The sequence below is a fragment of the Phenylobacterium sp. Root1290 genome, assembly GCF_001425305.1.
Classification (GTDB): domain Bacteria; phylum Pseudomonadota; class Alphaproteobacteria; order Caulobacterales; family Caulobacteraceae; genus Phenylobacterium.
The window spans coordinates 1,591,731-1,617,605 of sequence record NZ_LMEE01000001.1 but is presented as its reverse complement, the minus strand read 5'-3'; the positions used below and the strand labels follow the sequence as shown (position 1 = coordinate 1,617,605).

At 69.0% G+C, this 25,875-nt stretch carries 22 protein-coding genes and 1 tRNA gene; 10 read left to right on the top strand and 13 right to left on the bottom strand.

Going from position 1 to position 25,875, the window contains the following annotated elements:
- Positions 1-3: 3 nt before the first annotated feature.
- The 3 genes from ahcY to ASC79_RS07845 all read left to right on the top strand — a co-directional run bounded on the left by ahcY (position 4) and on the right by ASC79_RS07845 (position 3,459).
- Complete coding sequence (gene ahcY / locus ASC79_RS07855; protein WP_056023761.1) at positions 4-1,395, top strand: adenosylhomocysteinase; 1,392 nt, start codon at positions 4-6, stop codon at positions 1,393-1,395.
- Positions 1,396-1,477: 82 nt separating this feature from the next.
- On the top strand, positions 1,478-2,335 hold the full coding sequence (locus ASC79_RS07850) for a pyridoxal kinase (protein ID WP_056023764.1): 858 nt from the start codon (positions 1,478-1,480) through the stop codon (positions 2,333-2,335).
- Positions 2,332-3,459: a serine hydrolase domain-containing protein gene (locus tag ASC79_RS07845; protein ID WP_056023767.1), complete on the top strand. Its 1,128-nt coding sequence runs from the start codon at positions 2,332-2,334 to the stop codon at positions 3,457-3,459. Before ASC79_RS07850 ends, ASC79_RS07845 begins: the two co-directional genes overlap by 4 nt.
- Before the next feature lie 49 nt (positions 3,460-3,508).
- Here the strand turns inward: ASC79_RS07845 and rarD are convergent, their stop codons facing one another.
- The 3 genes from rarD to pseB all read right to left on the bottom strand — a co-directional run bounded on the left by rarD (position 3,509) and on the right by pseB (position 6,759).
- Positions 3,509-4,414 (bottom strand): EamA family transporter RarD, encoded by a 906-nt coding sequence (gene rarD, locus ASC79_RS07840; RefSeq protein ID WP_056023770.1) that lies wholly within the window; start codon positions 4,412-4,414, stop codon positions 3,509-3,511.
- A gap of 131 nt (positions 4,415-4,545) precedes the next feature.
- On the bottom strand, positions 4,546-5,697 hold the full coding sequence (pseC, locus tag ASC79_RS07835) for a UDP-4-amino-4,6-dideoxy-N-acetyl-beta-L-altrosamine transaminase (protein WP_056023773.1): 1,152 nt from the start codon (positions 5,695-5,697) through the stop codon (positions 4,546-4,548).
- A gap of 3 nt (positions 5,698-5,700) precedes the next feature.
- Positions 5,701-6,759, bottom strand: a complete 1,059-nt coding sequence (gene pseB, locus ASC79_RS07830; RefSeq protein ID WP_056023776.1) for a UDP-N-acetylglucosamine 4,6-dehydratase (inverting) — start codon at positions 6,757-6,759, stop codon at positions 5,701-5,703.
- 74 nt (positions 6,760-6,833) lie between these two features.
- Here pseB and ASC79_RS07825 point away from each other — a divergent pair, with 74 nt between their 5' ends.
- Positions 6,834-7,256, top strand: coding sequence for a hypothetical protein (locus tag ASC79_RS07825; RefSeq protein ID WP_056106238.1), 423 nt, complete (start codon positions 6,834-6,836; stop codon positions 7,254-7,256).
- A gap of 200 nt (positions 7,257-7,456) precedes the next feature.
- Here ASC79_RS07825 and ASC79_RS07820 read toward each other — a convergent pair whose 3' ends face one another.
- Together ASC79_RS07820 and ASC79_RS07815 are read right to left on the bottom strand one after the other, a co-directional pair.
- On the bottom strand, positions 7,457-7,765 hold the full coding sequence (locus tag ASC79_RS07820; protein WP_056023781.1) for a 4a-hydroxytetrahydrobiopterin dehydratase: 309 nt from the start codon (positions 7,763-7,765) through the stop codon (positions 7,457-7,459).
- Positions 7,762-8,421, bottom strand: coding sequence for an HAD-IA family hydrolase (locus ASC79_RS07815; RefSeq protein WP_056023785.1), 660 nt, complete (start codon positions 8,419-8,421; stop codon positions 7,762-7,764). Before ASC79_RS07815 ends, ASC79_RS07820 begins: the two co-directional genes overlap by 4 nt.
- An 89-nt stretch (positions 8,422-8,510) precedes the next feature.
- On the opposite strand from ASC79_RS07815, the gene ASC79_RS07810 reads away from it, so the two are divergent.
- From ASC79_RS07810 to ASC79_RS07800, 3 genes are read left to right on the top strand one after another with little or no spacing between them, the layout of a single operon-like run.
- Positions 8,511-8,876 (top strand): VanZ family protein, encoded by a 366-nt coding sequence (locus tag ASC79_RS07810; RefSeq protein WP_056023788.1) that lies wholly within the window; start codon positions 8,511-8,513, stop codon positions 8,874-8,876.
- Complete coding sequence (locus ASC79_RS07805; RefSeq protein WP_056023791.1) at positions 8,873-9,706, top strand: heme-dependent oxidative N-demethylase subunit alpha family protein; 834 nt, start codon at positions 8,873-8,875, stop codon at positions 9,704-9,706. The genes ASC79_RS07810 and ASC79_RS07805 overlap by 4 nt, the downstream gene beginning before the upstream one ends.
- A 46-nt stretch (positions 9,707-9,752) precedes the next feature.
- Positions 9,753-10,361, top strand: coding sequence for a hypothetical protein (locus ASC79_RS07800; RefSeq protein WP_056023794.1), 609 nt, complete (start codon positions 9,753-9,755; stop codon positions 10,359-10,361).
- A gap of 7 nt (positions 10,362-10,368) precedes the next feature.
- On the opposite strand, the gene ASC79_RS07795 is transcribed toward ASC79_RS07800, so the two are convergent.
- Both ASC79_RS07795 and ASC79_RS07790 read right to left on the bottom strand, forming a co-directional pair.
- Positions 10,369-11,064, bottom strand: coding sequence for a response regulator (locus tag ASC79_RS07795; RefSeq protein WP_056023797.1), 696 nt, complete (start codon positions 11,062-11,064; stop codon positions 10,369-10,371).
- Entirely contained in the window at positions 11,061-12,509 is a 1,449-nt protein-coding gene (locus ASC79_RS07790) for an ATP-binding protein (RefSeq protein ID WP_056023801.1), read from the bottom strand. The genes ASC79_RS07795 and ASC79_RS07790 overlap by 4 nt, the downstream gene beginning before the upstream one ends.
- A gap of 242 nt (positions 12,510-12,751) precedes the next feature.
- On the opposite strand from ASC79_RS07790, the gene ASC79_RS07785 reads away from it, so the two are divergent.
- Positions 12,752-13,828, top strand: a complete 1,077-nt coding sequence (locus ASC79_RS07785) for a 2OG-Fe(II) oxygenase (protein WP_056023804.1) — start codon at positions 12,752-12,754, stop codon at positions 13,826-13,828.
- A gap of 193 nt (positions 13,829-14,021) precedes the next feature.
- Here the strand turns inward: ASC79_RS07785 and ASC79_RS07780 are convergent, their stop codons facing one another.
- The 3 genes from ASC79_RS07780 to ASC79_RS07770 all read right to left on the bottom strand — a co-directional run bounded on the left by ASC79_RS07780 (position 14,022) and on the right by ASC79_RS07770 (position 16,512).
- Positions 14,022-15,242 (bottom strand): hypothetical protein, encoded by a 1,221-nt coding sequence (locus ASC79_RS07780; protein ID WP_200937092.1) that lies wholly within the window; start codon positions 15,240-15,242, stop codon positions 14,022-14,024.
- A gap of 204 nt (positions 15,243-15,446) precedes the next feature.
- A tRNA-Arg gene (locus tag ASC79_RS07775) sits at positions 15,447-15,523 on the bottom strand.
- A 50-nt stretch (positions 15,524-15,573) separates the two neighbouring features.
- Positions 15,574-16,512, bottom strand: coding sequence for an ABC transporter ATP-binding protein (locus ASC79_RS07770; protein ID WP_056023809.1), 939 nt, complete (start codon positions 16,510-16,512; stop codon positions 15,574-15,576).
- 158 nt (positions 16,513-16,670) lie between these two features.
- Between ASC79_RS07770 and ASC79_RS07765 the strand changes: the two genes are divergently transcribed.
- Entirely contained in the window at positions 16,671-16,919 is a 249-nt protein-coding gene (locus tag ASC79_RS07765; protein WP_056023811.1) for a zinc-finger domain-containing protein, read from the top strand.
- 45 nt (positions 16,920-16,964) lie between these two features.
- Here ASC79_RS07765 and ASC79_RS07760 read toward each other — a convergent pair whose 3' ends face one another.
- The gene (locus ASC79_RS07760) at positions 16,965-18,989 is read right to left on the bottom strand and encodes an MHYT domain-containing protein (protein ID WP_056023814.1); all 2,025 of its coding nucleotides are present in this window, start codon (positions 18,987-18,989) and stop codon (positions 16,965-16,967) included.
- 265 nt (positions 18,990-19,254) lie between these two features.
- On the opposite strand from ASC79_RS07760, the gene polA reads away from it, so the two are divergent.
- Positions 19,255-22,107, top strand: a complete 2,853-nt coding sequence (polA, locus tag ASC79_RS07755) for a DNA polymerase I (protein WP_056023819.1) — start codon at positions 19,255-19,257, stop codon at positions 22,105-22,107.
- On the opposite strand, the gene ASC79_RS07750 is transcribed toward polA, so the two are convergent.
- The gene (locus ASC79_RS07750) at positions 22,104-23,414 is read right to left on the bottom strand and encodes an Hsp70 family protein (protein WP_056023822.1); all 1,311 of its coding nucleotides are present in this window, start codon (positions 23,412-23,414) and stop codon (positions 22,104-22,106) included. The genes polA and ASC79_RS07750 overlap by 4 nt on opposite strands.
- A gap of 93 nt (positions 23,415-23,507) precedes the next feature.
- Complete coding sequence (locus tag ASC79_RS07745) at positions 23,508-25,796, bottom strand: NADP-dependent malic enzyme (protein WP_056023825.1); 2,289 nt, start codon at positions 25,794-25,796, stop codon at positions 23,508-23,510.
- Between the last annotated feature and the right edge of the window lie 79 nt (positions 25,797-25,875).

Sequence of the window (25,875 nt, the reverse complement as noted above, 5' to 3'; positions counted from 1 at the left end):
CCGATGACCGACTATGTCGTGAAAGACATCACCCTCGCCGATTTCGGCCGCAAGGAAATCGCCATCGCCGAGACCGAGATGCCGGGCCTGATGGCCGTGCGCGCCGAGTTCGGCAAGGACCAGCCGCTGAAGGGCGCCCGCATCGCCGGCTCCCTGCACATGACCATCCAGACCGCCGTGCTGATCCAGACCCTGGAAGCCCTCGGCGCCGACGTGCGCTGGGCCTCGTGCAACATCTTCTCGACCCAGGACCACGCCGCTGCGGCCATCGCCGCGGCCGGCACGCCGGTCTTCGCGATCAAGGGCGAGAACCTGGTCGAGTACTGGGAATACGCCCACCGCATCTTCGAATGGGCTGACGGCGGCTACCCGAACCTGATCCTCGACGACGGCGGCGACGCCACCCTGCTCTGCGTGCTGGGCCCGAAGGCCGAGAAGGACCCCTCGGTCCTGAACAACCCGCAGAACGAGGAAGAAGAAGCGCTCTACGCCGTGATGAAGCGCTACCTGAAGGAGAAGCCGGGCTTCTATTCGGCGATCCGCGACGCCATCGGCGGCGTGTCGGAAGAAACCACCACGGGCGTGCACCGCCTGTACCAGATGGCCGAGCGCGGCGAACTGCCGTTCCCCGCCATCAACGTCAACGACAGCGTCACCAAGTCGAAGTTCGACAACCTCTACGGCTGCCGTGAAAGCCTGGTCGACGCCATCCGTCGCGGCACCGACGTCATGCTCTCGGGCAAGGTCGCCGTCGTCCTCGGCTACGGCGACGTGGGCAAGGGTTCGGCCGCTTCGCTGCGCAACGGCGGCGCCCGCGTCATCGTCACCGAAATCGACCCGATCTGCGCCCTGCAGGCGGCGATGGAAGGCTACGAAGTCCAAACCATGGAAGACGTCGCCGACAAGGCCGACATCTTCGTCACCGCCACCGGCAACAAGGACGTCCTGACGGTCGACCACATGCGCCGGATGCGCAACAACGCCATCGTCTGCAACATCGGCCACTTCGACTCCGAGATTCAGATCGCCGGCCTGCGCAACTTCAAGTGGGACGAGATCAAGCCGCAGGTCCACCATGTGGAATTCCCGGACGGCAAGAAGATCATCGTGCTGTCGGAAGGCCGCCTCGTGAACCTGGGCAACGCCACCGGCCACCCCAGCTTCGTGATGAGCGCCAGCTTCACCAACCAGACCCTGGCCCAGATCGAGCTGTGGACCAACAAGTCCAAGTACGAGACCAAGGTCTACACCCTGCCCAAGCACCTGGATGAGAAGGTCGCCTTCCTCCACCTGGAGAAGCTGGGCGCGAAGCTGACGACCCTGTCGAAGGACCAGGCCGACTACATCGGCGTGCCCTCGGCCGGCCCGTTCAAGCCGGACCACTACCGCTACTAGGACGTCTCCTTCGCCCCCGGCCACGCCGGGGGCGAAGTTCTATTGTGGCCCCGTCCGCCACCCTCGGCTAAGCAAGTCCGCCATGCCGCTCGCGCTGATCATTTCCAGCCACGTCGCCGCCAGCCATGTCGGCGGGACGGCCCAGGCCAGCGCCCTCTCCGCTTTCAAGATCGACTCCATGGTCGTGCCGACCGTGCTCTATGGCCGCCATCCGGGCTGGGGCCCGCCCGGCGGCGCCAAGATCGACGCGGCGACCCTCGAGGGCATGCTGGCCGGGATCGAGGCCAACAAGCTGTTTGGCCAGACCGACCTGGTGCTGACCGGCTATTTCGCGTTTCCCGAACAGGTAAGCGCCGCCGCCCACGCCATCGACGCCGTGCGCGGCGCCAAGCGCAAGGGCTATGGCGGCGAGGCCGCCCGCCAGCCCGTCGTCATCGTCGACCCCACCATCGGCGACGCCGGCAAAGGGCTCTATGTCCCGCCAGCCGTCGCCCAGGCGATCGCCGACGAACTGATCCCTCGCGCCGACATCCTCGCCCCCAACGCCTGGGAGCTCGCCCATCTCACCGGCCTGGAGACCCGCACGCCGCAGGAGGCGCTGGCCGCGGCCCGGCGACTGGGCAAGCCGGCGCTGGTCTCTTCCATCGGCCGCGGCAAGGAGATCGGCGTGATCTATGCCGAGCCGTCGGAGGCCTGGATGGCCGCCCATCCGCGCCTGCCCTCCGCGCCGAAGGGCACCGGCGACCTGCTCAGCGCCCTGTTCGGCGCCGCGATCCTGGACGGCCTGACCGGATCCTACGCCCTCGGCCGCGCGGTCGGCGGCGTCGCCGAGACGGTGTCCGCAGCCCACGCCGCCTCCGCCGCCGAACTCCCCATCGTCGCCATGGCCCAGCGGCTGAAGGCGACCTCCCCCAGCGTGCGATTGGAGCGATTGGCATGACCACCGAGATTCACGGCCTGTGCCCCGACCGCTTCGCCGGCGTGCGCGCCGCCTTCGAGGCCAACTTCGCCGCCGGCCAGGAACTCGGCGCGCGCTTCAGCCTGGTGCAGGCCGGCGAGGTCGTGGTCGATCTGTGGGCCGGCTTCGCCGACCGACAGCGCACCCGGCCCTTCGACGAGCGGACGCTGACGCCGGTGTTCTCGACCACCAAGGCGCTCGCCGCGCTGCTGATCGCGCGGCTAGTCGACGCCGGAAAGCTCGACTACGGCCAGCCCGTCGCCGACGTGTGGCCCGAGTTCGCCCAGGCCGGCAAGGCGGCGATCACCGTCGAACAGGTGATGAGCCACCAGGAGGGCCTCTCCGGCTTCCCGGACGAGATGGAGCCGTCGCTGTGGTTCGACTGGGACGCCGTCTGCGCCAAGCTGGCCGCCATGGCCCCGTTGTGGCCGCCCGGGTCCGCCAGCGGCTACCACCCGATCACCTTCGGCTACCTGGCCGGCGAGATCTTCCGCCGCGTCGACGGGCGGACCATGGGCGCGGCCCTGCGCGAGGACCTCGCCGCGCCGTTCGGCCTCGACCTGTGGATCGGCCTGCCCGACGCCGAGCACGGCCGCGTCGCCGACCTGCAGCGCCCGAACGGGCTGCCGAACTTCGGCGAGATCAACGCCGCCACCAAGGCCGCCTTCCTTACCCCCTGGTCCTCGCCCGCCGGCCGCGGCCAGGCCGAGTGGCGACGGATCGAGATCCCCTCCGCCAACGGACACGCGACGGCGCCGGCCCTGGCGCGGCTGATGGGCGCGCTGGCGAGCGACGGCTGGCTGGACGGCGAGACCATCCTGTCGCCGGCCCTGATCGCCGAGGCCTCACGCGAGCGCATCCGCGGCCAGGACCTGGTGCTGCCGTTCGTAATGAGCTGGGGCGCCGGCTTCATGCGCAATGCAGCGGTGAAGGTCTGGGGCCCGGGCGAGCAGACCTTCGGCCACTCCGGCTGGGGCGGCTCCTGCGCCTTCGCGGACCCGCAAACCGGCCTGGCCGGGGCCTATGTGATGAACAAACAGTCGACCGACCTGATCGGCGACGCCCGCGCCAAGCGGTTGATCGAGGCGGCCTACGCTGCGCTGTAAGCGCGACGGCTGAAAGCGGGCGCCGGTTTCGGCGCCCGTCACGCGCCTCCTAAGCTGCGGCCAGCATCCGGCTGCGCCGCCAGGCGCCGTAGGCGAACACCGCCGCGCCGGCCCAGATCAGCGCGAACGACACGCCCCGCAGCGGCGTGAACAGCTCGCCCTGCATCACGCCCATGACGAAGGTCATGCTGGGCGCGATGAACTGCAGGAAGCCCATGGCCGAGAACGGGATCCGCCGGGCGGCCCAGGAGAACATCATCAGCGGCAGGGCGGTCATCGGCCCGCAGGCCAGCAGCCAGGCCGCCGCGGCCGGGCTGGCGGTGAAGTGACCCTGGCCCTGGCTCTGCAGCCAGACGATCAGCAGCGCGCCGGGCAGGCCCAGGATCAGGCACTCGATCAGCAGTCCGGTCTGCGCCTCGGCGGCCACCCGCTTGCGGATGATCCCATAGGCGCAGAAGCTGGTCGCCAGGGTGAGCGACACGATCGGCAGATGGCCGAGCGCGAAGGCCTGGATCACGACGCCGACGCCAGCCAGGGCGATCGCGCCCTTTCCGATGGCGTCCATGCGCTCGCGGAAGATCACCGCCCCTGCGGCCATCGCCATCAGTGGATTGATGAAGTAGCCGAGGCTGGTTTCCAGCACCCGGCCGTTGTTCACCGCCCAGATGAACACCAGCCAGTTGACGGCGATGACGCCGGCCGAGAGCGCCAGCCAGGCCATGGTCTTGCCATTGCGCAGCACCGCGCCCAGTTGCTTGGTCTGCCCGGCCAGGGCGACGAACAGGAAGGCGGTCGGCACCGCCCAGAGCGTGCGGTGGGCGAGCAGCTCCCACGCCCCGATGCCGATCCTGCCCATGACCTGGAACGCCAGCGGCACCAGGCCCCAGATCAGATAGCAGCCGGCGCCGACGGCCAGGGCCGAGCCGTTGATCTGGGCGGAATCGTCCTTGGCCATGGGATGGCTTTCAGCGGTCAGGAGGGACTGTGACCAGCGCGACAGCGCGGTCCCCCTACCTAGGCCGCGCCGCACAACCGGCAAGTGGAATTCGCCGGGCCGCTCGCGGCCTTCGGACGTCGATGGCGACCCTAGCGGCCCAGCACCTCGGCCAGGGCCATGACCACATGGTCCACGTCCTCGTCGGCCATGCCGGGATAGAGCGGCAGCGACAGACAGCGCTCGTACCATGCCTGTGCGCCCGGCAGCTCGAGCTCGCCATAGCGTTCGCGATAGTACGGCTGGGTGTGCACGGGGATGTAATGGACCTGGGTGCCGACGCCGCGCGCCCTGAGCGCCTCGACCACTTCGCGCCGCGTGAGTCCCGCGGCCGGGAAGTCGATCAGCGCCACCATCAGGTGCAGGACCGGATCGCTCCAGTCTGGACGCGCCGCCTGCACGACCAGCGGGGCCAGCGGCTTCAGGGCCTCCTCGTAGCGCGCCGCCAGGGCGCGGCGGCGGGCCGCAAAGCGATCGAGCTTGGCCAGCTGCGAGAGCCCGAGGGCGCAGAGAATGTCCGGCAGCCGGTAGTTGAAGCCGATCTCCGGCATCTCGTACCACCACGGATCGCCGCCTTCGGGCCTGATCATGCCGTGGCTGCGCAGCCGGCGAAGACGCTCGGCGATACGCGCGTCATTGGTGGTGACCATGCCGCCCTCGCCCGTGGCGATGGTCTTCACCGGATGGAACGAGAAGGTGGCCATGGCCGAGTGGGCGCAGTCGCCGACCCGTTCGACCGTGTTGCCGAATTTCAGCGACGAGCCCAGCGCGTGCGGCGCGTCCTCGACCAGCACCGCATCGGCGCTCTTGGCCAGCGCCTCGAGCGCCGGAAGCTCAGCCGTATCGCCGCGCAGATGCACCGGCAGCACGGCGCGCAGGCGCCGGCCGTCCAGGCGCGTCAACGCCTCTTCGAGAGTCGCGGGCGTCATCAGGCCGCTGGCCGGATCGACGTCGGCGAACACCACCTCGGCCCCCACGAACCGCGCGCAGTTGGCGGTCGCCAGGAAGGTGACCGACGGCGCGATCACCACCTCGCCGGGCTGGACGTCGAGCGCCAGCATGGCCAGGTGCAGGGCGGCGGTGCCGTTCGAACAGGCCACCGCATGCTGGGCGCCGACCGTCTGCGCGAACGCGGTCTCGAACGCCTCGACCGTCGGCCCCGTGGTCAGGAAATCGGCCCGCAGCGCCTGCGTCACCGCGGCGATGTCGTCGTCGTCGATGCTCTGGCGGCCGTAGGGAAGCATGGCTCAGTCCGTCAGCCGGCGGCGGCGATGCTCAGGCGCCCCATCGGCCAGCAGCGCCAGCAGCCCCGCGCCGGACAGCCACTCGCCATTGGTGTCGCTGGCGTAGGAGAAGCTCTCCTCGACCATCGGATGGGTCTTGGCGAAGGACTCGCGGCCGAACTCCACGAAGGCCGGCTCGATGGCGTAGCGGTCGCCCAGGTCGACCGTGGTGCGGGCGTCGTCGGCCGAGATCATCATCTCGTGCAGCTTCTCGCCCGGACGAATGCCGATCACCCGGACGCCGACGCCCGGGCTCATCGCCTCGGCCAGGTCGGTCATCTTCATCGAGGGGATCTTGGGCACGAAGATCTCGCCGCCGCGCATGATCTCCAGCGAGGAGAGCACGAAGTCGACGCCCTGGTTCAGGGTGATCCAGAACCGCGTCATCCGCGCGTCGGTGATCGGCAGCTCCTTCTCGCCGCGCGCCAGCAGCCGCTCGAACAGCGGCGCGACCGAGCCGCGCGAGCCGACCACGTTGCCATAGCGCACCACCGAGAAGCGGGTGCCGATATCGCCCGAGAGGTTGTTGGCCGCCACAAAGGTCTTGTCGGAGGCCAGCTTGGTCGCCCCGTACAGGTTCACCGGGTTGCAGGCCTTGTCGGTGGACAGCGCCACCACCTGCTTGATGCGGTTGGACAGGCAGGCCCACACCACGTTCTCGGCGCCCATGATGTTGGTGTGGATGCACTCGGACGGATTGTACTCGGCGGCCGGCACCTGCTTCAGCGCGGCGGCGTGGATCACGATGTCGACCCCGCGCATGGCCAGGGTCAGCCGCTCGCGGTCGCGCACGTCGCCCAGGAAGAAGCGCATGCAGGTCAGCGTCTCGGGATCGAACTTCTCGGCGAGGTCGATCTGCATCTCGTGCTGCTTGAGCTCGTCGCGCGAGAACACGATCAGCTTGCGCGGCTTGGCGCGCATCAGCACGGTTTCGATGAATCGGCGCCCGAAGGAGCCCGTCCCCCCGGTGACGAAGATCACCTTGCCGTCGAGGTCGAGGTTGGTGGCTGCGAACCGGCCCAAAAGCGGCGCTCCAATACAAGAACTGCGAATCGTCCGCCCAGTCTCCGGCCTAGCTCGTAAAGAGAGCTATAACCATGATGTGGCGTGATGCCGCCATGGACCGCCGCCGCCTCATCTCTCTCGCCGCCGTGCTCGCCGCGCCCGCCCTGATGGCCGCCGCGCCGAAGAAGGACGACAAGAAGAAGACCACCGTCGGGACCTATGTCGAAATCCAGACCCTGACCGCCAGCGTCATGCGGCCCGGCGGCAAGCGCGGGGTGATGACCGTCCAGACCGTCCTCGACGTGCCGGACCCCAAGCTGCGGGCCAAGGCCGAGAGCGTGGTCCCGCGGCTGCGCGCCGCCTTCGTCCAGACCTTGCAGATCTATACCGCGGGCATGACGCCCTCGATGCCGCCCAATCCCGACGTGCTGGGCCAGGCGCTGCAGCGCGACGCCGACCGCGTGCTGGGCCAGAAGGGCGCCAAACTGCTGCTCGGCACCCTGCTGATCAACTAAGCGAGCTACTGTCGGCGACCGCGCCGCGTCGCCTAAATCTGTCATCCCGGTTTCGGCCTTCAGGCCGAAGACCGGGACCCATTCGCGCCGTCCCGGCAAGACTTGGCGAGCCCCGCGCCGCATCCTTTCCCATCGGTGTGCCGGTCTTGCTTCGCAAACCGGGATGACACTCGGGCAGCATCGCCAAGACGCCGCCTTGTCTAGTCCTTCGCGCCGGCCGCCTTCGCCGCGTCGTCCATGAAGCCGGCGAGCGTCAGGTCCAGTTCCGTGACTCCGTCCGCGTCATGGGTGGTCAGCAGCACCTCGACGCGGTTGTAGACATTGAACCACTCCGGATGGTGGTCCAGCTGCTCGGCCCGGATCGCCACCCGGGTCATGAACGCAAAGGCGATGTTGAAATCGGCGAAGCGGTAGGTGCGGGCGATCGCCTCGCGGTCGCCCTCCGCACGCGTCCAGCCGGGCAGCTTGGCCAGCGCCGCCTCGGCGCCGATCTTGGTTGGGCGCGTCACGCCAGTTCCTCTTCGTCGAACGTCAGACCTGTGGCGGCGGCGAGCTCGGCCAGGGTCTGACCCACGTCCACCACCTTGATCGCCCGCATGCCCAGGGCCGCGGCCGGTTTGCAGTTGATGCCCAGGTCGTCGAGGTAGACGCAAGCCTCCGGCTTCACGTTCAGGGCCTCGCACATCATCAGGTAGATCTTCGGATCGGGTTTGCGCACGCCGGCCTTGGAGCTTTCGATGATGTGATCGAACAGCGGCATCACCAGGCCCATGGCGCCGGCCGCGCGCTGCGGCGCATCGGCGCCCGGGCTGTGGTGGGTGACCATGTTGTTGGTGATGCAGCCGACCTTGAACTGCGCCTTGCAGGCCTTCAGCGCCGAAACCATGCGCGGCCGCAGATGTCCCGACAGCAGCGGCAGCACATCGCGGCCCGGCACCGGATGGCCGAGCGCCGTGGACTCGGCCAGGAACAGCTCGTCGAAACCCTTGGTGTCGATCTCGTTGCGCTCGAACAGCGCCCAGGCGTTGGTGTCGGGATTGGTCGAGTTGACCTTGCGGATCAGGTCCTTGGGCACGCCGTTCTCGGCTTCGTACCGCGCGAACGCTTCGAACGGCGACGAGGTGAACACCCCGCCGAAGTCCCAGATCACCGCTTCGATCGCCATCGATTTAAACCCGTGTTTGAATTTGCCCCGGAAGCTAGCGGGCATCGATGGACTTTGAAAGGCCCGCGGGCCCCGGCTATCAGATAGCCATGCGCGCCTTCTTCTCGTTCATTCCGCGGCCCCTGCGCCTGGCCGTCTTCGGCGCGGCGGTCGCGGTGATCCTCTATCTGACCCTGGCGCCGTCGGGCGACGTGCCCGGCTCGGGTCTGATTTGGGACAAGGCCGCACACGCCATCGCCTTCGGCCTGCTGGTGATCATCGGCCTGCTGATGTCGACCCACCGGCGCTGGACCGTGGTCGCCGCCGTCTGGGCGCTCGCCGCCGGGATCGAGGTCGCCCAGGCGCTGATGCCGTTCGGGCGGCAGGGCGACTGGATCGACCTGCTGGCGGACACCATCGGCATCGTGCTCGGCGTGGGCCTCTGGGCGCTGGCCCGCCGCTTCAAGCCGCGATGACCATCCGCCACGCTCCCTACGAGGAGGCCGCGGACTTCACGATCGGCCTGAGGCCCATCGCCGAGCCCGCCTGGCTGGAGGGGGGCGAAGCCAGCCCGGCCGAGCGAAAGGACCCGCTGATGGCCGCCCACCGCGACGTCGTCTGGGGCGAGGCGGAGGGCTCGCGCCCGGGCCAGGCCGAGTGCGCCGGCCTGATCGCCGCCGCGCTCGGAACCTCGCTGGTTGGGGACGACCTGCCGCCGCTCTACGCCGCCGCGCGGCGGGTCTCCGACGATCTCGTGCTGATGGAGAAGCGCGAGGGCCACTGGCGGGTCTCGGCGCTCTCGCTCTGCGCGCCGACCTTCTTCACCGCGCATGAGGTCCTGGGGCGCGGCCTGGCCGATATCCACGGACCGGTCCACGGCTTCGCCGACCGCTTCCTCACCCGCGTCGTGCGCATCTTCGACGGCTTGCGCCCGGGCCTGATCCTAGAGCGGCGCAACTGGAGCGTGGTCAACTCGGCGGCCACCTTCACGCCGGACTCACGGCCGATCCGCGCGGCCGTCCCGCAGATCGACCCGGCCAGGGCGGGGGCGGAGCTGTTCGTGCGCGTCGAGCGCCAGACCCTGCGGCGGCTGCCGCTGACAGGCGGCGCGCTGTTCACGATCCGGATCTGGCTGTCGCCGCTCGACGACCTTGCGCAGGATCCGCCAAGGCTTGCGGCCTTCGCCAACGCATGGCGCAATGCGACGCACGACTTCCGCGCGTACAAGCGGCTCGACCTCTACGACGAGCTTGTCGCGGGATTTCTTCGCGCCCACGGTGAAAGCCACAGCGTTAACGGAAACTGATCCTCATGCTTGAGGTCATCCTTGTGAACGACGCCGGGAAACCGTCATGCGCCTGCGCACCGTCCTGTCGATAGCCGTCTTCGTGGCCCTGGCCGCCTGCGACGCCGCCGGCCCGCCGAAGGTGGGCGCGCGCGCGCCGGCCCAGCCGGGATCGGTGACCGTGCCGGTCACCACCCAGGCCGCGGCGCCGGCTGCGGCCCCGACCGCTTGCCCGGACCCGGCCAAGATCATCGCCGCGGCCTGCCCGCCGGCCAAGGTCGCCAAGGCGCCCGCCAAGCCGATCAAGGTCGTCCACCGCAAGCCCAAGCCGCGCAAGCCCGTGGTCCGCCCGGTCGCACCGGCGCCCGCGCCGGTCGAGCGCGAGTACGCCCGCGTCGAGCAGCCCGCGCCGCCCCCGCCGCCGCCGCCCCGCGCCCAGGGCCGGGTCGTGCAGGAAGAGATCTACGAATCCTATCGCAGCTATCCGCCGGGGCAGGCCTGGAGTCCCCCGCCGCAGGCATCTGCCCCGCCCCAGGCTTGGAGCCCCCCGCCGCAGGCCTGGGCTCCGCCGCCGCCGCCGCCGGCCTACTATCCGCCCCCGCAGGGTCCGTGCTGCACCTATCCCGCCGCCGGCCGCGACGCCAACGGCTTCCTGACCTGGCCCGGCAAGCGCTAGCAGGCGATCAGGCGTCGTCCTCGGGGGTCAGCCGGTAGCCGATCCCCGGCTCGGTCAGCAGGATCTTCGGGGTCGAGGGCTCTTCCTCGATCTTCTGGCGCAGTTGCGCGACCAGCACCCGGACGAACTGCGCATCGACCTGGGCGGCCGGCCCCCAGACCGCGGCGATCAGCTGCCGGTGGGTGACCACCCGCCCGCCGTAGCGCGCCAGGGTCTTCAGCAGATCGTACTCGCGCGGGGTCAGGCGCATCTCCTCGCCCATCACCGCCACCCGGCGGGTCGCGAAGTTCACTTCCAGGTCGCCGCTGCGGAACACCGCATGGGCGGAAAACCGCCGCTCGCGTCCGCGCAGCGAGGCGCGCAGCCGGGCCAGCAGCTCCCCGACCCCGAAGGGCTTGTTGATGAAGTCGTCGGCGCCCAGGTCCAGGGCCGCGATCTTCTCGTGCTCCAGGTCACGCGCCGAGAGCACCAGGATCGGCGCCTCCGACCACTCGCGGATCCTGACGATGACGTCCTTGCCGTCCATGTCGGGCAGGCCAAGGTCGAGGATGACCACGTCGCAGGCCTCGCTGGCCAGGTGCGCCAGCGCCTCCCCACCCGTCTCCGCCGTCGCCACCTCGTAGCCGGCCGCGGTCAGAGCGGGGCGCAGGGCCCGCAGGATCTGCTGCTCGTCGTCGACCAGCAGCAAGTGTCCCAGGCTCATGGACGTCCTCCCGGAAAGGTCAGGGCGACGAGCAGGCCAGGTCGCCCGTCAGTGCGCGCGCGGGCGTCGACCTCGCCGCCCATGGCTTCGACCAGGCCGCGCGTGATCGACAGCCCCAGGCCCGTGCCCTGCTGCCCCGCCGCCGTCGTCTGCGATCGGTAGAACTTCTCGAAGATCATCGGCAGGTCGGCCGCCGGCACGCCCGGCCCCTCGTCGGTCACCTCGACCACCACGCGGCCGTCCACGCCATGCGCCGAGACCTCGATCCGCGCGCCGTTGGGCGAGAACCGCACGGCGTTCTCGACGACATTGGCCAGGGCCTGCTCAGCCAGGATCGGATCGCCCAGCGCCAGCAAGGCCTCGCCCCCGTGGGCGACGAGCTCACGCTCGCCCGCGCGCTTGCCCAGCCGCTGGACCACCCGTCCCATCACCTCGCCCATGCCGAAGACCACCGGTTCGATGCTCAGCGCGCCCGATTCCAACTTGGTCATGTTCAGCAGATTGCCGACGAACAGGTTCAGGCGCTCGGCCTCCTCCTGGATCGTCAGGGTCAGGTCGTCGCGCACCGCCGCGTCGAACCGGTCGCCGAACTCGCGCAGGCTGCTGGCCGAGGCGAGGATGGCGGCCAGCGGCGTGCGCAGGTCATGGGAAATCGACGACAGCAGCGCGTGGCGCAGCTGCTCGGTGCGCACGCGCGCCTCCATCTCGGCGCGCTCTCCGGACAGGCGCGAGCGGGCGACGGCCGCCGCCGCCATGTCGACCAGCACCTCCACCAGCCGCTCGTCATCGTCGGGGTGAAGCCGCTCGGTCGAGCGCCACGCCGCCAGGCCCAGGGCCTGGTCGTCGGCGCGCAGCGGGCGCAGGCGCCACTCATCGACCCTGCGCGTGGCGACTTGGGTCACGGGGGCGCCGGCGGCGCGCAGCAGTTGCTCGGGCGGTTCCACCCCGTCCGGCGCCGTCCACCAGCGCGCGCCATCGAACACCGCCGCCTGTCGCCCCGCCTCGGCGATGCGATGGGCCAGCGCCTGGCGCACGGCGTCCTCGTCGTCCGAGGCGGAGAATTCCTCGCTGGCCCGGAACAGCGCGCTGGAGGTGCGGGCCCGCGCCTCGGCCCGCCGCTGGGCCTCCCGCAGCCGCCCGGCCAGGCCGCCGGTCAGGACCGCGACGGCCAGGAAGACAAAGAGCACGAGGAAGTCCTCGGCCGAGGTCAGGGCGAACTCGAACCGCGGCTCGACGAGGTAGATTTCGTAGATCAGGAAGGCGATGGCGGCCGCGAAATAGGCCGGCCCGGGCCCCAGGGTGACCGCCGAGACCAGCACCCCGGCCAGGAACACCATCGACAGGCGGTCGGTCTGAAAGACCCGGTAGATCACTTCGGCGACGGCGGTCGACATCGCCACGAACCCGAACGCGACGAGATAGCGCCACGCGCCGCGGAGCCCCATGGGGCTGAATGTCCAATCCCGCGCCATGCGGATCCTTGCAAAGCCGGGCGTCGACGGCGTCCGCCTGTCCGTGGGAACCCCAGGCTCGATAGGTGGGAGACGAGCGAGGCCGCCGACAGCGAGACCATGGCCGCAGCCGCGCCGCGGTACAATTATGCGGGCCTTATACCCTCGGGCGGGGCGTCCTTGCTTATAAGCTTCTTATGCTTGTGGGCGTAAGGCGTCCACGCGACCAAACCGGCATGATCATGCAGCCCGGTCAAGCCGCTCCCTGGTTCAGCGCTCCGACGCCCAGCACCGCCAACTTCAGTTTCTCCAGCCTGGGAGGGCGCTTCACGCTCCTGGCCTTCCTGCCGAGCGACGCCGCCGCGCGCCAGCAGGCGCTGGCCGCCATGGAGGCCCATCAGGTCCTGTTCGATCAGGACAAGCTGGTCTCGTTCGGCGTGCTGCGCGATCGGGAGAGCTTCTCGCGGGCCCGCGACCGCGCCGGGGTGATGTGGTTCTTCGACCGCGACGGCGCGATCAGCCGGGCGTTCGGCGCCCTCTCCGCCGACGGAGCCGAGACGCCGTACTGGTGCCTCATCGACCCGAGCCTGCGGATTCTGATGACCGGGACCATGGACCAGACCGATCAGGTGTTCGCGGCACTGCGCGCCCTGCCCGACCCCGGCGACCATGCCGGTGTCCCGCTGCACGCGCCGGTGCTGGTCGTGCCCCGCGTGTTCGAGCCCGAAATGTGCCGGCGGCTGGTCGATTTCTATGACCGGCAGGGCGGCCTGCCCTCCGGCACCATGCGCCAGGTCGGCGGCAAGACGGTCGCCGTGCTCGACGACTTCAAGAGCCGCAAGGACGCCACCATCGAGGACAACGCGTTCCGTGTGGAGCTGCGTTCGCGGATCGAGACCCGCCTCATCCGCCAGATCAACCGCGCCTTCCAGTTCAACCCGACGCGGATCGAGCGCTACATCGTCGCCTGCTACGACGCCGACGACGGCGGCTACTTCCGCCCGCACCGCGACAACACCACCTCGGCCACCGCGCACCGCAAGTTCGCCTGCTCGATCAACCTGAACGCCGAGGAGTTCGAGGGCGGGGACCTGCGCTTCCCCGAATTCGGCCCAAAGACCTATCGCCCGCCGACCGGCGGCGCCGTGGTCTTCTCCTGCTCGCTGCTGCACGAGGCCACCCCCGTCACCCAGGGCCGCCGCTACGCCTTCCTGCCGTTCTTCTTCGACGAAGCGGGCGAGGAGTTGCGCCAGAAGAACCTGCACACCCTGCAGCTCGCCGAGGACAAGCCGGCGCAAGCCGCAGCGACCTAGCGTCGAGCACGGCCTGGACCGGTCGTCGGGGCTGACGACACGCCTTGAGCTGGGTCAGCCGCATAGTAGGGCCGGGCATGAAGGCCGCAAGTCCCCGCAACTACGCACGCTCGGCTTTGAGGATAGCCGGCCGTCCGTCCGCTCGATGATTATGGAGCCACGCTCAATCGAGCGCGGCTTTTCCTTGCGCTACCTAGACCGGCACCGTCAGCCAGCCCTCGTAAGCCTGCCGGGCCGAAGTCGGCACACTGGAGCCGTCGAGCAGCCGGACGAGTTGCGCGAATTGTGTCCGGCATCGCCCATGCGCCATGACCCGCGCGCGTACGATCGTATTCTGCTCTAGGAGCTGCAGCATGATCCGGATCTCCTGCGGGGAGAATGAGCGGATCATCTTCTCGTAATCACCCATGGCCGCGTTCGAAATGCCCCACTGGTTGCCCGTCGCGCAGGTCACGACCGCGTGGACGAACTCGTATTGCGCTGTCTCAGGGACGCGGTTCTGACCGGTGACGGCGGCGAGGCGTTCCGCGAAAGGCGGCTCGTTGTAGAAGTTGTTGTAGGCGTTGTGGACCGAAAGCAGGTTGCGAGCAGCGGAGGTGACCAAGGCGTGAAGCTCGGTCTCGCTGAGGAGCGCCAGCAACCCAAGACGTTCGAAGAAAGCTTGCGAGGCCTTGTGGCGAGCCTCCTCGCCCTTGGCCAAATAGTCCTGATGGCGGTCAACAAGATCTGACTTGGTTCTCGGACTGAAGCTGGCGGCCAAGCGCTCGCAAATCGAGAGCGCGTTGACCCTTGCCTCCTCCCCGGATGCTGGGTCGCAATAGATCCCGTGGAGGGTGCCGATGAGGAGCTCGCGTTGCGCGTCGAAGGTTTGCGCCAGCCGCTCGGCCCAAGCATCAACCTGCTGCGCGGTGAACCGCGCGCCCTTCACCGCACCGATCAATCCCTGAATGTCCACCCCGCGCGGGTTGTGTTCGTTGGACAGGGCGTGCTTTGCACAGCGGTTCAGGAACGCGATGAATTCGTGCTCATCCAGACCACCCATGGTGGGGTGGGCGGCCGAGAAGTTGTTCCGGGTGTCACGGCACTGGTCGAGGAAGAAATATCCCTCCTCGGAGATCAGGTTCAGCTTCAAGCAGAGCTGCAGGAGGTCGGCGTCCTTTAGCTCGACGAGCGTGCGCTCGTCGAAGGGCTTGTTCGTAACCTGGGGAACAACGGCCAGGCCAAACCGCCTCACCTTTTCCCGCAGCTCGACGACGGCGGCGTTCCACGCGTAGTTGATCGCCGCGTCGAACAGGCCCGTCGCAACGGCAACACACATTCGCACCAGCGTCTCTGAGCGGTGCTCCACCGGAATTTGGGCAATCAGGCGCGGCAGTGTCGTCCAGGCGTGCTCGATTTGGTCGTCGGCGGCCAAGACATTCCGCGGAACCCCGAGCGCATTTGTCAGCGAGGTAAGCATCGGGGCCGTCAAGCCGCCCACTGCCGGCAAGGCAATCGGTCCTGCGATGGCTGGGGCGGAGGGCAACGACATTGTGATCCGACAGTCCGCGGTAGTGAGTAGGTGGTGACCTGACCCTGCTAGACCGGCTGCACGGAGGACCTAAGTCATTGAAATCGCTGGCGCACCCGACACGATTCGAACGTGTGACCTTTGCCTTCGGAGGGCAACGCTCTATCCAGCTGAGCTACGGGTGCGTTTGAGCGAGTTGCGCTGTCTAGCCGAAACCTGGGCGAAACGGAAGCGCTCAGGCGCCCGCCGTGGTCAGCGAGACGAAGACGTCCTCCAGATCCGGGTCCTCGGTGGCGATGTCCTTGATGTGCAGGCCCGTGGCGCGCACCGCGGCCAGCACCTGTTCGACGCTCGAATGGCCGGTGCGATAGGTCACCTGGAAGGCGCCGCCGGCCCGCGGCTTGGTCTCGAAGCCGGGCAGGTCGGGCGCCGTCAGCAGCGGCTCCTCCGGAGTCACCACGACATTGCGGGTGTCCAGGCGGCGCAGCAGGCTGGAGGTCGGTTCGCAGGCCACCACCTCGCCGCGGTTGACGATGGCGATCTGGTCGCAGAGCTCCTGCGCCTCTTCCAGATAGTGGGTCGTCAGGACGATGGTCACGCCCTTGCGGTTCAGCTCGACCACATAGTTCCACAGCTGGCGGCGCAGCTCGACATCGACGCCGGCGGTCGGCTCGTCGAGGATCAGCACCGGCGGATTGTGCACCATCGCCTTGGCCACCATCAGGCGGCGCTTCATCCCGCCCGACAGCTGGCGGACATAGGCCCCGGCCTTGTCGCCCAGGCCCAGCGCGTTCAGCAGCTCCATCGTCCGGCGCTCGGCCGGCGGCACGCCGTACATCCCGGCCTGCACTTCCAGCGACTCGCGCGGGGTGAAGAACGGGTCGGCGGCGATCTCCTGCGGCACCACGCCGATCGCGGCGCGGGCGTCGCGGGGGCGCTGGTCGATGTCGCGGCCCCAGATCCGAACCGTGCCCGACGTCTTCTTGGTCAGGCCGGCCAGGGTGTTGATGAAGGTCGACTTGCCGGCCCCGTTCGGACCCAGCAGCCCGAAGATCGATCCACGCGGGATCTTCAGGTCCAGGCCGCGCAGGGCGTGCATCTGCGGGGCGGTCTTGGTCGCCGGGTAGATCTTGACGACGCCTTCGGCCTCAATGGCGAACTCAGGTAGGTCCATGCGTCTCTTTGTGTCCGGGGCGTGCATTGACGGGCGAAGCCGTGGTCCGATACCTAGGCGCGTGCGGCGCATCCGCCAAGCTTCCGCCGCCGGAGAGTTCAAGAATGGCCCGTAAAGCCCCCGTTCCCGACCAAGGCCGCTCCTCGCAACTGGAGCCCATGCCCGCCAAGGGCGCGCAGACCGCCGACCTGCCGCCGTCGGAAGTGGTGATCGTGCGCTCGGGCCGGGTCGCCTGCGACGGCGTCGGCGGCGCGCTGGGCCATCCGCGCGTATGGCTGGAGATGGGCGAGGCGACCTTCGTCGAATGCCCCTACTGCGACCGCCGCTTCGTGCTGCCCGACGGTTCGGAAGGCCCCGAGGACGAACGCCTGGCCCCCGGCGTCTACGAAGGCCCGCACGGCCACTGACATCCCCCGTCGGCTGGCTTCGGCCGACCTCGACAAGCCGGTCGGCTAGGCGCTGACCGCGCCCTGCTGCGGCGGCGGCTCGACCGCCTCGGTGATCGCCGCCACCAGCGCCTCGATGTTGATCGGCTTGGTCAGATAGCCGTTGAAGCCGGAGGTCTTGCCGCGGGTCACGGTCTCGGCCAGCACGTTGGCCGAGATCGCGATGACCGGGATGTCGCGCGTCGCCGGATCGGCCTCCAGCCGCGCCTTGACCTCAAAGCCGTCCATGCCTGGTAAGTTGATGTCCAGCAGGATCACGTCGGGCCGCAGGCGGGCGGCCAGCTCCAGCCCCTCCATCGGCAGCTCGGCGACGTGCAGGTCTAGGCTGCCGAGCGCGTCGGCGATGTGGCGCATCAGGCGGATATTTGAGGCGTTGTCCTCGATGTAGAGCACGACCGCGTCCGGAGCCTTGCCGGCCATGGCCTGGCGGCGATCCTCGGCGCGGGTGGCGACCTGGGCCGGTTCGGCGCTGGGCAGGTCGACGATGAAGGTCGAGCCGACGCCTTCCAGGCTCTGAACGTCAAGTTTCCCACCCATGGCTTCCACCAACCGGCGGGTCAGCGCCAGCCCAAGCCCCGCGCCCTCGACCCCGGAGCCCTCGCGCCCAAGGCGCTCGAACGGCTCGAACAGGTCGGCCATGCGTCCGGCCGGAATGCCCAGGCCAGTGTCGCGGACGCTGATCCGCACCCGGTCGCCCAGCGCGCGGATCTCGACCTCGACCGCGCCGCGCGGGCGATTGTACTTGATGGCGTTCGAGATCAGGTTCGCCAGCACCTGCTTGAGGCGCAGGTGGTCGGCGCGAACCGCCACCTCGCCGGCCGCGTCGGCCACGCTCAGCGAGATGCCGGCCTTGTCCGCCATCGGCCTGAAGGTCCCGGCCAGGGCCTGGGCCACCTCCTGCGGGTCGATCGCCTCGATCGAGACCGAGACCTTGCCGCTCTCGATCTTGGCGAAGTCCAGCACCTCCTCGATCAGGGCCAGCAGGTGGCGGCCGGCGGCGTGGATCTGGTCGACCGCTTCGCCCTGGCGCTCGGTCAGCGGCTCGCCGCGCATGCGCAGGATGTCGGCGAAACCGATCACCGCGTTCAGCGGCGTACGCAGCTCGTGACTCATATTGGCCAGGAAGTCCGACTTGGCGCGGTTGGCCTCCTCAGCCCGTCGGCGTTGCTCGTCCAGCGCGGCCAACGCCGTCGTCAGGTCGACCGTCCGCGACTGGACGGACTCCTCCAGCTGCCCGTTCGCGGCGCGCAGGCGCTCGGCCTCGGCCAGCGAGCGCGCCTCCAGCCGGCGGTCGATATAGGCGCACATCAGGCCCACGGTGAGGATCAGGGCCGTGCAGGCGACGATGGTCGCCGAAAGCAGTGAGCCGGACACCAGCTGTCCGTCGTCGGCCTGCGTCAGGCCTGGCCCGGCGACGATGACGGTGCCGGCCATGCCGGTGAAATGCATGCCGCAGATCGCCGCGGCCATGACCACTGCGGCCACCGCGCGCTGGCGCGTGGTCCGCAGATGCAGCGCCAGCCACAGGGCGATGCTCGCCGCCGCCACCGCGATCAGCACCGACAGGCCGAAGTGCTGCGGGCGGTAATAGACCTCGCCCGGCACGCTCATGGCCTCCATGCCCATGTAGTGCATGACCGCCACGCCGAGCCCGACCAGCGCGCCGCCGGCCAGGATGCGCCGCCAGCCGCCGTCGTCGGCGATCACCGACAGTCCGCCGGCCGTCGCGAGCGTCGCGATCACGCCCGAAAGGATGGTCAGGCCCGGATCGTATTCGACCTGGAACGGCGTGCGGTAGGCCAGCATGGCGATGAAGTGCATCGACCAGACCCCGCCGCCCAGCACCAGGGCCGCGCCCAGGTGCCAGAAGCGGCGCGACGGCCCCTGGGTCGCATGGAGCCGCTCGGCCATGTCCAGCGCGGTGAACGAGGCCACCACCGCCACGAGGTAGGAGATCAGGACCAGCGCGCCGTCATGGCGCGTGGCGACGCCCTGGATATCGCCGCTAAAGCAGAGTCCGAGAATCTCCACGAACCAGGCGCCCCCAATCGATCACATAGACATTCCACGATTGTATTGATTCGAAGTTACTCGCCGATCAACAAAACTGATGCGCGATCACTTGAATTCTGTACTTTGTCTGTACTTTGCAGATTTTACGCATAACGCGCGCTTTTGACGCCGCGATCTAAAATTTCGCGGCATCGGGACGGCTCGCGCGCGCGCCATCGCCGATCGCGCCGGTGAGCTGCGCGGGCGGGGTGACCTTCGCGCGCGTGCACCCTATGTTCCCGCCATGACCGACGCGCCCCTCGCCGCCCCGACCCTCGCCGACATCCCTCGCGAACAGACCCAGGACGGCCCGGCCGTGCGGTTGTACCTGGTCGACGGGTCGGGCTTCATCTTCCGCGCCTACCACGCGCTGCCGCCGCTGACCCGCAAGTCGGACGGGCTGCCGATCGGGGCGATCAGCGGCTTCTGCAACATGCTGTGGAAGCTGCTGGTCGAGATGAAGGCGCAGCCGGAGGCGCCGACCCACCTGGCGGTGATCTTCGACCACTCGGAGAAGACGTTCCGCAACAAGCTCTACGATCAGTACAAGGCCCACCGGCCGCCGCCGCCCGAGGACCTGATCCCGCAGTTCCCGCTGATGCGCCGCGCCACGCGGGCATTCGGCATCCCCAGCCTGGAGCTGCCCGGCTACGAGGCCGACGACCTGATCGCCGCCTATGCCTGCAAGGTGCGCGACGCCGGCGGCGAGGTGACGATCATCTCGTCCGACAAGGACCTGATGCAGCTGGTCGGGGACCGGGTGTCGATGCTCGACACCATGAAGAACCTGAAGATCGGCCGAGAACAGGTGATCGAGAAGTTCGGCGTGCCGCCGGACAAGGTGGTCGACGTCCAGGCCCTGTGCGGCGACAGCGTCGACAACGTGCCGGGCGCGCCGGGCATCGGCGTCAAGACCGCCGCCCTGCTGATCAACGAGTATGGCGACCTGGACACGCTGCTGGCCCGCGCCAGCGAGATCAAGCAGCCCAAGCGCCGCGACACCCTGATCGAGTTCGCCGACCAGATCCGTCTCTCCCGCGAACTGGTGCGCCTGGACTGCGACACGCCCCTGCCCGAGCCGATCGACGCCCTGGTCGTCGACGACCCCAACGCCGAGGAACTGGCCGCCTTCCTTGAGGAGATGGAGTTCCGCACTCTCGCCCGCCGGGTCGCCGGCGGCGGCGCGGCGGCGGCGCCCGCGGCCCCGGCTCCCAGGCCGGCCGCGCCCGCGGCCACGGCCATCAACCCCAGCGACTATGTCTGCGTGCGCGATCTGCCGACGCTGGACGCCTGGATCGCCCGCGCCAAGGCCGTCGGCGTCGTGGCCTTCGACACCGAGACCGACGCCCTGTCCTCGGCCAATGCGGCGCTCTGCGGCGTGTCCCTGGCCGTGGCGCCCGGCGAGGCCTGCTACATTCCCGTCGGCCACGAGAACGAGAGCTCGGGCGGGCTGGAGTTCGAGCCGCCGGAAGCCATCGAGCAGCTGTCGCTGGACGAAGTGATCGCCCGGCTCAAGCCGCTGCTGGAAGACCCGGCGGTGCTGAAGGTGGCGCAGAACGCCAAGTACGATATCGCCGTCCTCGACCGCCACGGGATCAAGGTCGCGCCGATCGAAGACACCATGCTGATCAGCTACGCCCTGGAAGGCGGGCTGCATAAGAGCCACGGCATGGACGAGCTCTCCAAGCGCTGGCTGGAGCACGAGCCGATCAAGTTCTCGGCTGTGACCGGGACCGGCAAATCTCAGAAGAGCTTCAAGCACGTGCCGCTGGACCCGGCGACCTGCTACGCGGCCGAGGACGCCGACGTCACGCTGCGGCTCTACCAGCACCTTCGGCCGCGCCTGGCGCACGAAGGCCTGCTGACGGTCTACGAGACCCTCGAGCGCGGCATGCCGCCGGTGCTGGCGACCATGGAGAACGAGGGGATCAAGGTCGACACCGAGACCCTGCGCAAGCTCTCCAACGACTTCTCGGTGCGGATGGGCGAGCTGGAGGCCGAGGCGCACCGGATCGCCGGGCGTCCGTTCAACCTGGGCAGCCCCAAGCAGATCGGCGAGCTGCTGTTCCAGGAGATGGGGCTGGCCTCCGGGCGCACCACCGCCACCGGCGCGGCCTCGACCGACGCCTCGATGCTGGAGGATCTGGCCGCCCAGGGCCACGAGCTGCCGCGGGTGCTGCTGGACTGGCGCCAGCTGTCGAAGCTGAAGGGCACCTATACCGACAACCTGGTCGCCGCGATCGCGCCGCGCACCGGCCGGGTGCACACCTCGTACGCCCTGGCCTCCACCACCACCGGGCGGCTGTCGTCGTCCGATCCGAACCTGCAGAACATCCCGATCCGCACCGAGGAAGGCCGGCGCATCCGCAAGGCCTTCATCGCCGAGCCGGGCCACGTGCTGATCAGCGCCGACTACAGCCAGATCGAGCTGCGCATCCTCGCCCACGTCGGCGACATCCCGCAGCTGAAGAAGGCCTTCATGGAGGGCCACGACATTCACGCGGCCACCGCCTCGGAGATGTTCGGCGTGCCGATCGAGGGCATGCCGTCCGAGACCCGGCGCCGCGCCAAGGCGATCAACTTCGGCATCGTCTACGGCATCTCGGCCTTCGGCCTCGCCAACCAGCTCTCGATCCCGCAGGACGAGGCCGGGGCCTATATCAAGACCTACTTCGAGCGCTTCCCCGGCATCCGCGCCTACATGGACCGCACCAAGCAGGCGGCGCGCACCCAGGGCTTCGTGACCACGATCTTCGGCCGCAAGGTCCACATCCCGGCCGTGAACTCAAAGTCGCAGGCCGAGCGCGCCTTCGGCGACCGCGCGGCGATCAACGCCCCGATCCAGGGCGCGGCGGCCGACGTCATGCGCCGGGCGATGATCCGCATGCCGGGCGCGCTGAAGGCCGCCGGCCTGCAGGCCCGGATGCTGCTGCAGGTGCACGACGAACTGGTCTTCGAGGCCCCAGAAGCAGAGGCTGAGGCCACCATCGCCGTCGTGAAGAAGATCATGGAGCGCGCCGGCGAGCCGGCCGTGGCGCTGTCGGTGCCGCTGGTCGTCGAGGCCCGCGCCGCCGCCAACTGGGACGACGCGCACTAGGCGCCGGAGCCGGCTCCGCGCGCCCACTTGGTCAGGTCGCGCTCGCGGCCCATCAGCGCCAGGCCCGAGGCGATCGACTCCAGTTCCGAACCGCTCTCGATCTTCGCCGCGTCGAACCGGCGGTAGAAGATGTCGCGCACCGCCGGCACCAGCGACGAGCCGCCGGTCAGGAACACCCGGTCGACGCCGCCGGCGTTGAGCCCGGCGTCGCTCATCGCCCGGTCGACCGCGTCCTCGATCAGGTGCAGTTCCGGCGCGATCCAGTCCTCGAACTCGGCCCGCTCGACCTGGCGCGAGATGTCGATGCTGCCGGCCTCGAACCGGAACTCCGCCGTCTCCTGCGAGGACAGCGCCTCCTTCAGGGCCGACACCGCGCGGTACAGCCGGTAGCCGTAGTTCTCGTCCAGCACCTCGACCAGGCGCTCGATCTTCTCGGGCTCGACCGCCTCGCGGACCAGCTTGCGGATCTCGCGCATGTCGCGGCTGGCCCGCATCAGGGCCAGCTGATCCCAGCGCGCGAACGTCGAATAGTAGCGGTTCGGGACCGGCAGGATCTTGCCGAACGACTTGTAGCTCGAGCCCTTGCCCAGCTCCGGCGAGACCAGGTTGTCGATGATCCGGTAGTCGAAGGCGTCGCCCGCCACGCCCACCCCGGCCCGGCCGAGCGGCGTCGAGCGGATCTCGCCGTTCTCGCGGGTGAAGCGGATGATCGAGAAGTCGCTGGTCCCGCCGCCGAAGTCGCCGACCAGCACGGTGGCGTCCTGGGTCAGCTCGCGGGCGAAGAAGAACGCCGCCCCGACCGGCTCGTAGGAATAGAGGATCTCCTCGAACCCCAGCCGCTGGAACGCCGTCTCGTAGCGCTTGAGGGCCAGTTCCTCGTTCGGCGAGCCGCCGGCGAATGTGACCGGCCGCCCGACGATCACCCGCTTGGGCAGCTGGGCCAGGTCCGCGCCCGCGTGGTCGCGCAGCTTCAGCAGGAAGGCCGAGAGCAGGTCCTCGAACACGTAGCGGCGGCCGATGATCTGGGTCTCGGTGAAGCTCTCCGAGGCCGCGAAGCTCTTGAACGACTGGATGAACCGCGTCTCCAGCGGATCCTCCACATAGGCCTCGATCGCCCAGGGCCCGGCCTCGACCTCGCGGTCGTTGGGCCGCTCCGGCGGCGCGTAGAACGACAGCGCCGAGCGAAAGGCGAAGACCTCCTTCTCGGGGGCCGGGAACCTCACCAGATGCGCCGGCCCGTCGGCCCCTGCGAGCGCGACGACCGTGTTGGTCGTGCCGAAATCGATGCCGATGCTCAGACCGGTCATGGTCGCGCTCCTTGTCGTTCGGGGTGGGACGGCCAAGCCGCCCGCACCCCGAGGAGCGGGCGGCTGGTTAGTTCAACCTGTTGAGCGCGAGGCTCACGCTTGCGCCTCGACGGCGTCCTGCTCGTAGGCGGCCAGGGTCGCCATCTGCAGCACGCGCGACACCGAGGCCGACAGCGGCGCGATCTGCACCGACTTCGACAGGCCCAGCAGCAGCGGACCGATCACGGTCGCGCCGCCGAGGGACTGCACCAGCTGGGTCGAGATCGCCGCCGAGTGAATGGCCGGCATGATCAGCACATTGGCGGGGCCGGTCAGGCGCATGAACGGATAGTTGACCCGCTTGCTGGGGTCGAGCGCCAGTTCCGGCGGCATTTCGCCTTCGTACTCGAAGTCGACGTCCATCATGTCCAGCATCGCCACCGCGTCGCGCACCTTCTCGGACCGCACGCCCATCGGATTGCCGAAGGTCGAGTAGGACATGAAGGCCACGCGCGGCACATAGCCCAGCGACTTGACCGTGCGGGCCGCCTCCATGGCGATCTCCACAAGTTCCTCGGCCTCGGGCATCTCGGTGACGTTGGTGTCGGCGATGAACAGGGTGTGGCCCTTGGCCAGCACCACGCTCATGCCCATCACCCGGCCGTCGGGGGCCGGGTCGATCACCCGCAGCACTTCTTCCAGCACCTGGTCGTAGGAGCGGGTCACGCCCGTGACCATGCCGTCGGCGTAGCCCAGCGCCACCATCGAGGCGGCGAACGAGTTGCGGTCCTGGTTGATCAGGCGCTGCACGTCGCGCTTCAGGTAGCCCTGGCGCGACAGCCGCTCGTAGAGGAAGTCCACGAACTCGGGGTTATGGCGCGAGACGCGGGCGTTGATGATCTCGAGCTTGGTCTCGGCCGGGTCCAGCCCGACCTCGATCATGTTCTCCTTCACCAGCTCGTCGCGGCCGACCAGAACCGCATGGCCCAGGCCCGCGGCCTCGAAGGCGTGCGCCGCGCGGATCACCGTCGGCTCCTCGCCCTCGGCGAAGACGATGCGCTTGTTCGGGGCCTTCAGCACCGCGCCCTGCAGCTTCTGCAGGAAGGCGGCGGTCGGGTCGAGGCGCTGGGCCAGCGAGTCCCGGTAGGCGTCCATGTCGACGATCGGCTTGCGGGCCACCCCGGTGTCCATCGCCGCCTGGGCGACGAACGGCGGGATGTAGGCGATCAGGCGCGGGTCGAACGGGGTCGGGATGATGTACTGCGGCCCGAATTTCAGCTGCGTGCCGTGATAGGCGGCGGCGACCTCGTCGGGCACGTCCTCGCGGGCCAGCTGCGCCAGGGCGTTGGCGCAGGCGATCTTCATTTCCATGTTCACGCGGCGGGCGCGCACGTCCATCGCGCCGCGGAAGATGTAGGGGAAGCCCAGGACGTTGTTGACCTGGTTGGGATAGTCCGAGCGGCCGGTGGCGACGATGGCGTCGGAGCGGACGGCATAGACCTCTTCCGGGGTGATCTCCGGGTCGGGATTGGCCATGGCGAAGATGATCGGCTTGGGCGCCATCTCCTTGATCATGTCCTGGGTCAGGGCGCCCTTGACCGACAGGCCGATGAACACGTCAGCACCGACCAGGGCCTCGGACAGCGTGCGCGCGTCGGTCTCGACGGCGTGGGCGCTCTTCCACTGGTTCATGTCGTTCGGGCGGCCGCGATAGATCACGCCCTTGGAGTCGCAGGCGATCGCGTTTTCCGGCGACACGCCCATGGCCTTGATCAGGTCGAGGGTGGCGATGCCCGCCGCCCCGGCGCCGTTCAGCACCACCTTGATCTTGGAGATGTCGCGGCCGGTGATGGCGCAGGCGTTGATCAGGCCGGCGGCCGAGATGATCGCCGTGCCGTGCTGGTCGTCGTGGAACACCGGGATGTCGAGCAGCTCCTGCAGCTCGGTCTCGATGCGGAAGCACTCGGGGGCCTTGATGTCCTCGAGGTTGATGCCCCCGAAGGTCACGCCGATGTTCTTGACCACCGTGATGATCTCGTCGGGATCGGTGGCGCTGACCTCGATGTCGATCGAGTCGACGTCGGCGAAGCGCTTGAAGAGGACGCTCTTGCCCTCCATCACCGGCTTGGAGGCCAGGGCGCCGAGGTTGCCGAGCCCGAGGATCGCGGTGCCGTTCGAGATCACCGCCACCAGGTTGCCCTTGGAGGTGTAGTCGTAGGCCGCTTCCGGATCTTCCGCGATCTTGAGCACCGGTACGGCCACGCCCGGCGAATAGGCAAGCGACAGGTCCCGCTGGGTGGCCATCGGCTTGGTCGGCGCGATGGCGATCTTTCCGGGCGTCGGGTGCTTGTGGAAGCTCAGCGCTTCCTCGTCGGTGAAGGTGCGTTTCTCGGCGTCGCTCATCGGGGCGGCGTTTCCTCTTGGCCCCTAAGGGCCCGCTTGGTCTGAAAGGGCGCCAACCTATAGAGCCGCAGCGCGCCCT

What these genes read in the sequence shown, in the direction of transcription:
- ASC79_RS07805 (WP_056023791.1), top strand. Translation starts at nt 8,873, where the DNA reads ATGACCATCCGCCACGCTCCCTACGAGGAGGCCGCGGACTTCACGATC.
- ASC79_RS07745 (WP_056023825.1), bottom strand. Translation starts at nt 25,796, where the DNA reads ATGAGCGACGCCGAGAAACGCACCTTCACCGACGAGGAAGCGCTGAGC.
- ASC79_RS07850 (WP_056023764.1), top strand. Translation starts at nt 1,478, where the DNA reads ATGCCGCTCGCGCTGATCATTTCCAGCCACGTCGCCGCCAGCCATGTC.
- ASC79_RS07785 (WP_056023804.1), top strand. Translation starts at nt 12,752, where the DNA reads ATGATCATGCAGCCCGGTCAAGCCGCTCCCTGGTTCAGCGCTCCGACG.
- ASC79_RS07795 (WP_056023797.1), bottom strand. Translation starts at nt 11,064, where the DNA reads ATGAGCCTGGGACACTTGCTGCTGGTCGACGACGAGCAGCAGATCCTG.
- ASC79_RS07825 (WP_056106238.1), top strand. Translation starts at nt 6,834, where the DNA reads ATGATGTGGCGTGATGCCGCCATGGACCGCCGCCGCCTCATCTCTCTC.
- pseC (WP_056023773.1), bottom strand. Translation starts at nt 5,697, where the DNA reads ATGCTTCCCTACGGCCGCCAGAGCATCGACGACGACGACATCGCCGCG.
- ASC79_RS07750 (WP_056023822.1), bottom strand. Translation starts at nt 23,414, where the DNA reads ATGACCGGTCTGAGCATCGGCATCGATTTCGGCACGACCAACACGGTC.
- ASC79_RS07790 (WP_056023801.1), bottom strand. Translation starts at nt 12,509, where the DNA reads ATGGGGCTCCGCGGCGCGTGGCGCTATCTCGTCGCGTTCGGGTTCGTG.
- rarD (WP_056023770.1), bottom strand. Translation starts at nt 4,414, where the DNA reads ATGGCCAAGGACGATTCCGCCCAGATCAACGGCTCGGCCCTGGCCGTC.
- ahcY (WP_056023761.1), top strand. Translation starts at nt 4, where the DNA reads ATGACCGACTATGTCGTGAAAGACATCACCCTCGCCGATTTCGGCCGC.
- ASC79_RS07810 (WP_056023788.1), top strand. Translation starts at nt 8,511, where the DNA reads ATGCGCGCCTTCTTCTCGTTCATTCCGCGGCCCCTGCGCCTGGCCGTC.
- ASC79_RS07845 (WP_056023767.1), top strand. Translation starts at nt 2,332, where the DNA reads ATGACCACCGAGATTCACGGCCTGTGCCCCGACCGCTTCGCCGGCGTG.
- ASC79_RS07800 (WP_056023794.1), top strand. Translation starts at nt 9,753, where the DNA reads ATGCGCCTGCGCACCGTCCTGTCGATAGCCGTCTTCGTGGCCCTGGCC.
- ASC79_RS07770 (WP_056023809.1), bottom strand. Translation starts at nt 16,512, where the DNA reads ATGGACCTACCTGAGTTCGCCATTGAGGCCGAAGGCGTCGTCAAGATC.
- ASC79_RS07815 (WP_056023785.1), bottom strand. Translation starts at nt 8,421, where the DNA reads ATGGCGATCGAAGCGGTGATCTGGGACTTCGGCGGGGTGTTCACCTCG.
- ASC79_RS07765 (WP_056023811.1), top strand. Translation starts at nt 16,671, where the DNA reads ATGCCCGCCAAGGGCGCGCAGACCGCCGACCTGCCGCCGTCGGAAGTG.
- polA (WP_056023819.1), top strand. Translation starts at nt 19,255, where the DNA reads ATGACCGACGCGCCCCTCGCCGCCCCGACCCTCGCCGACATCCCTCGC.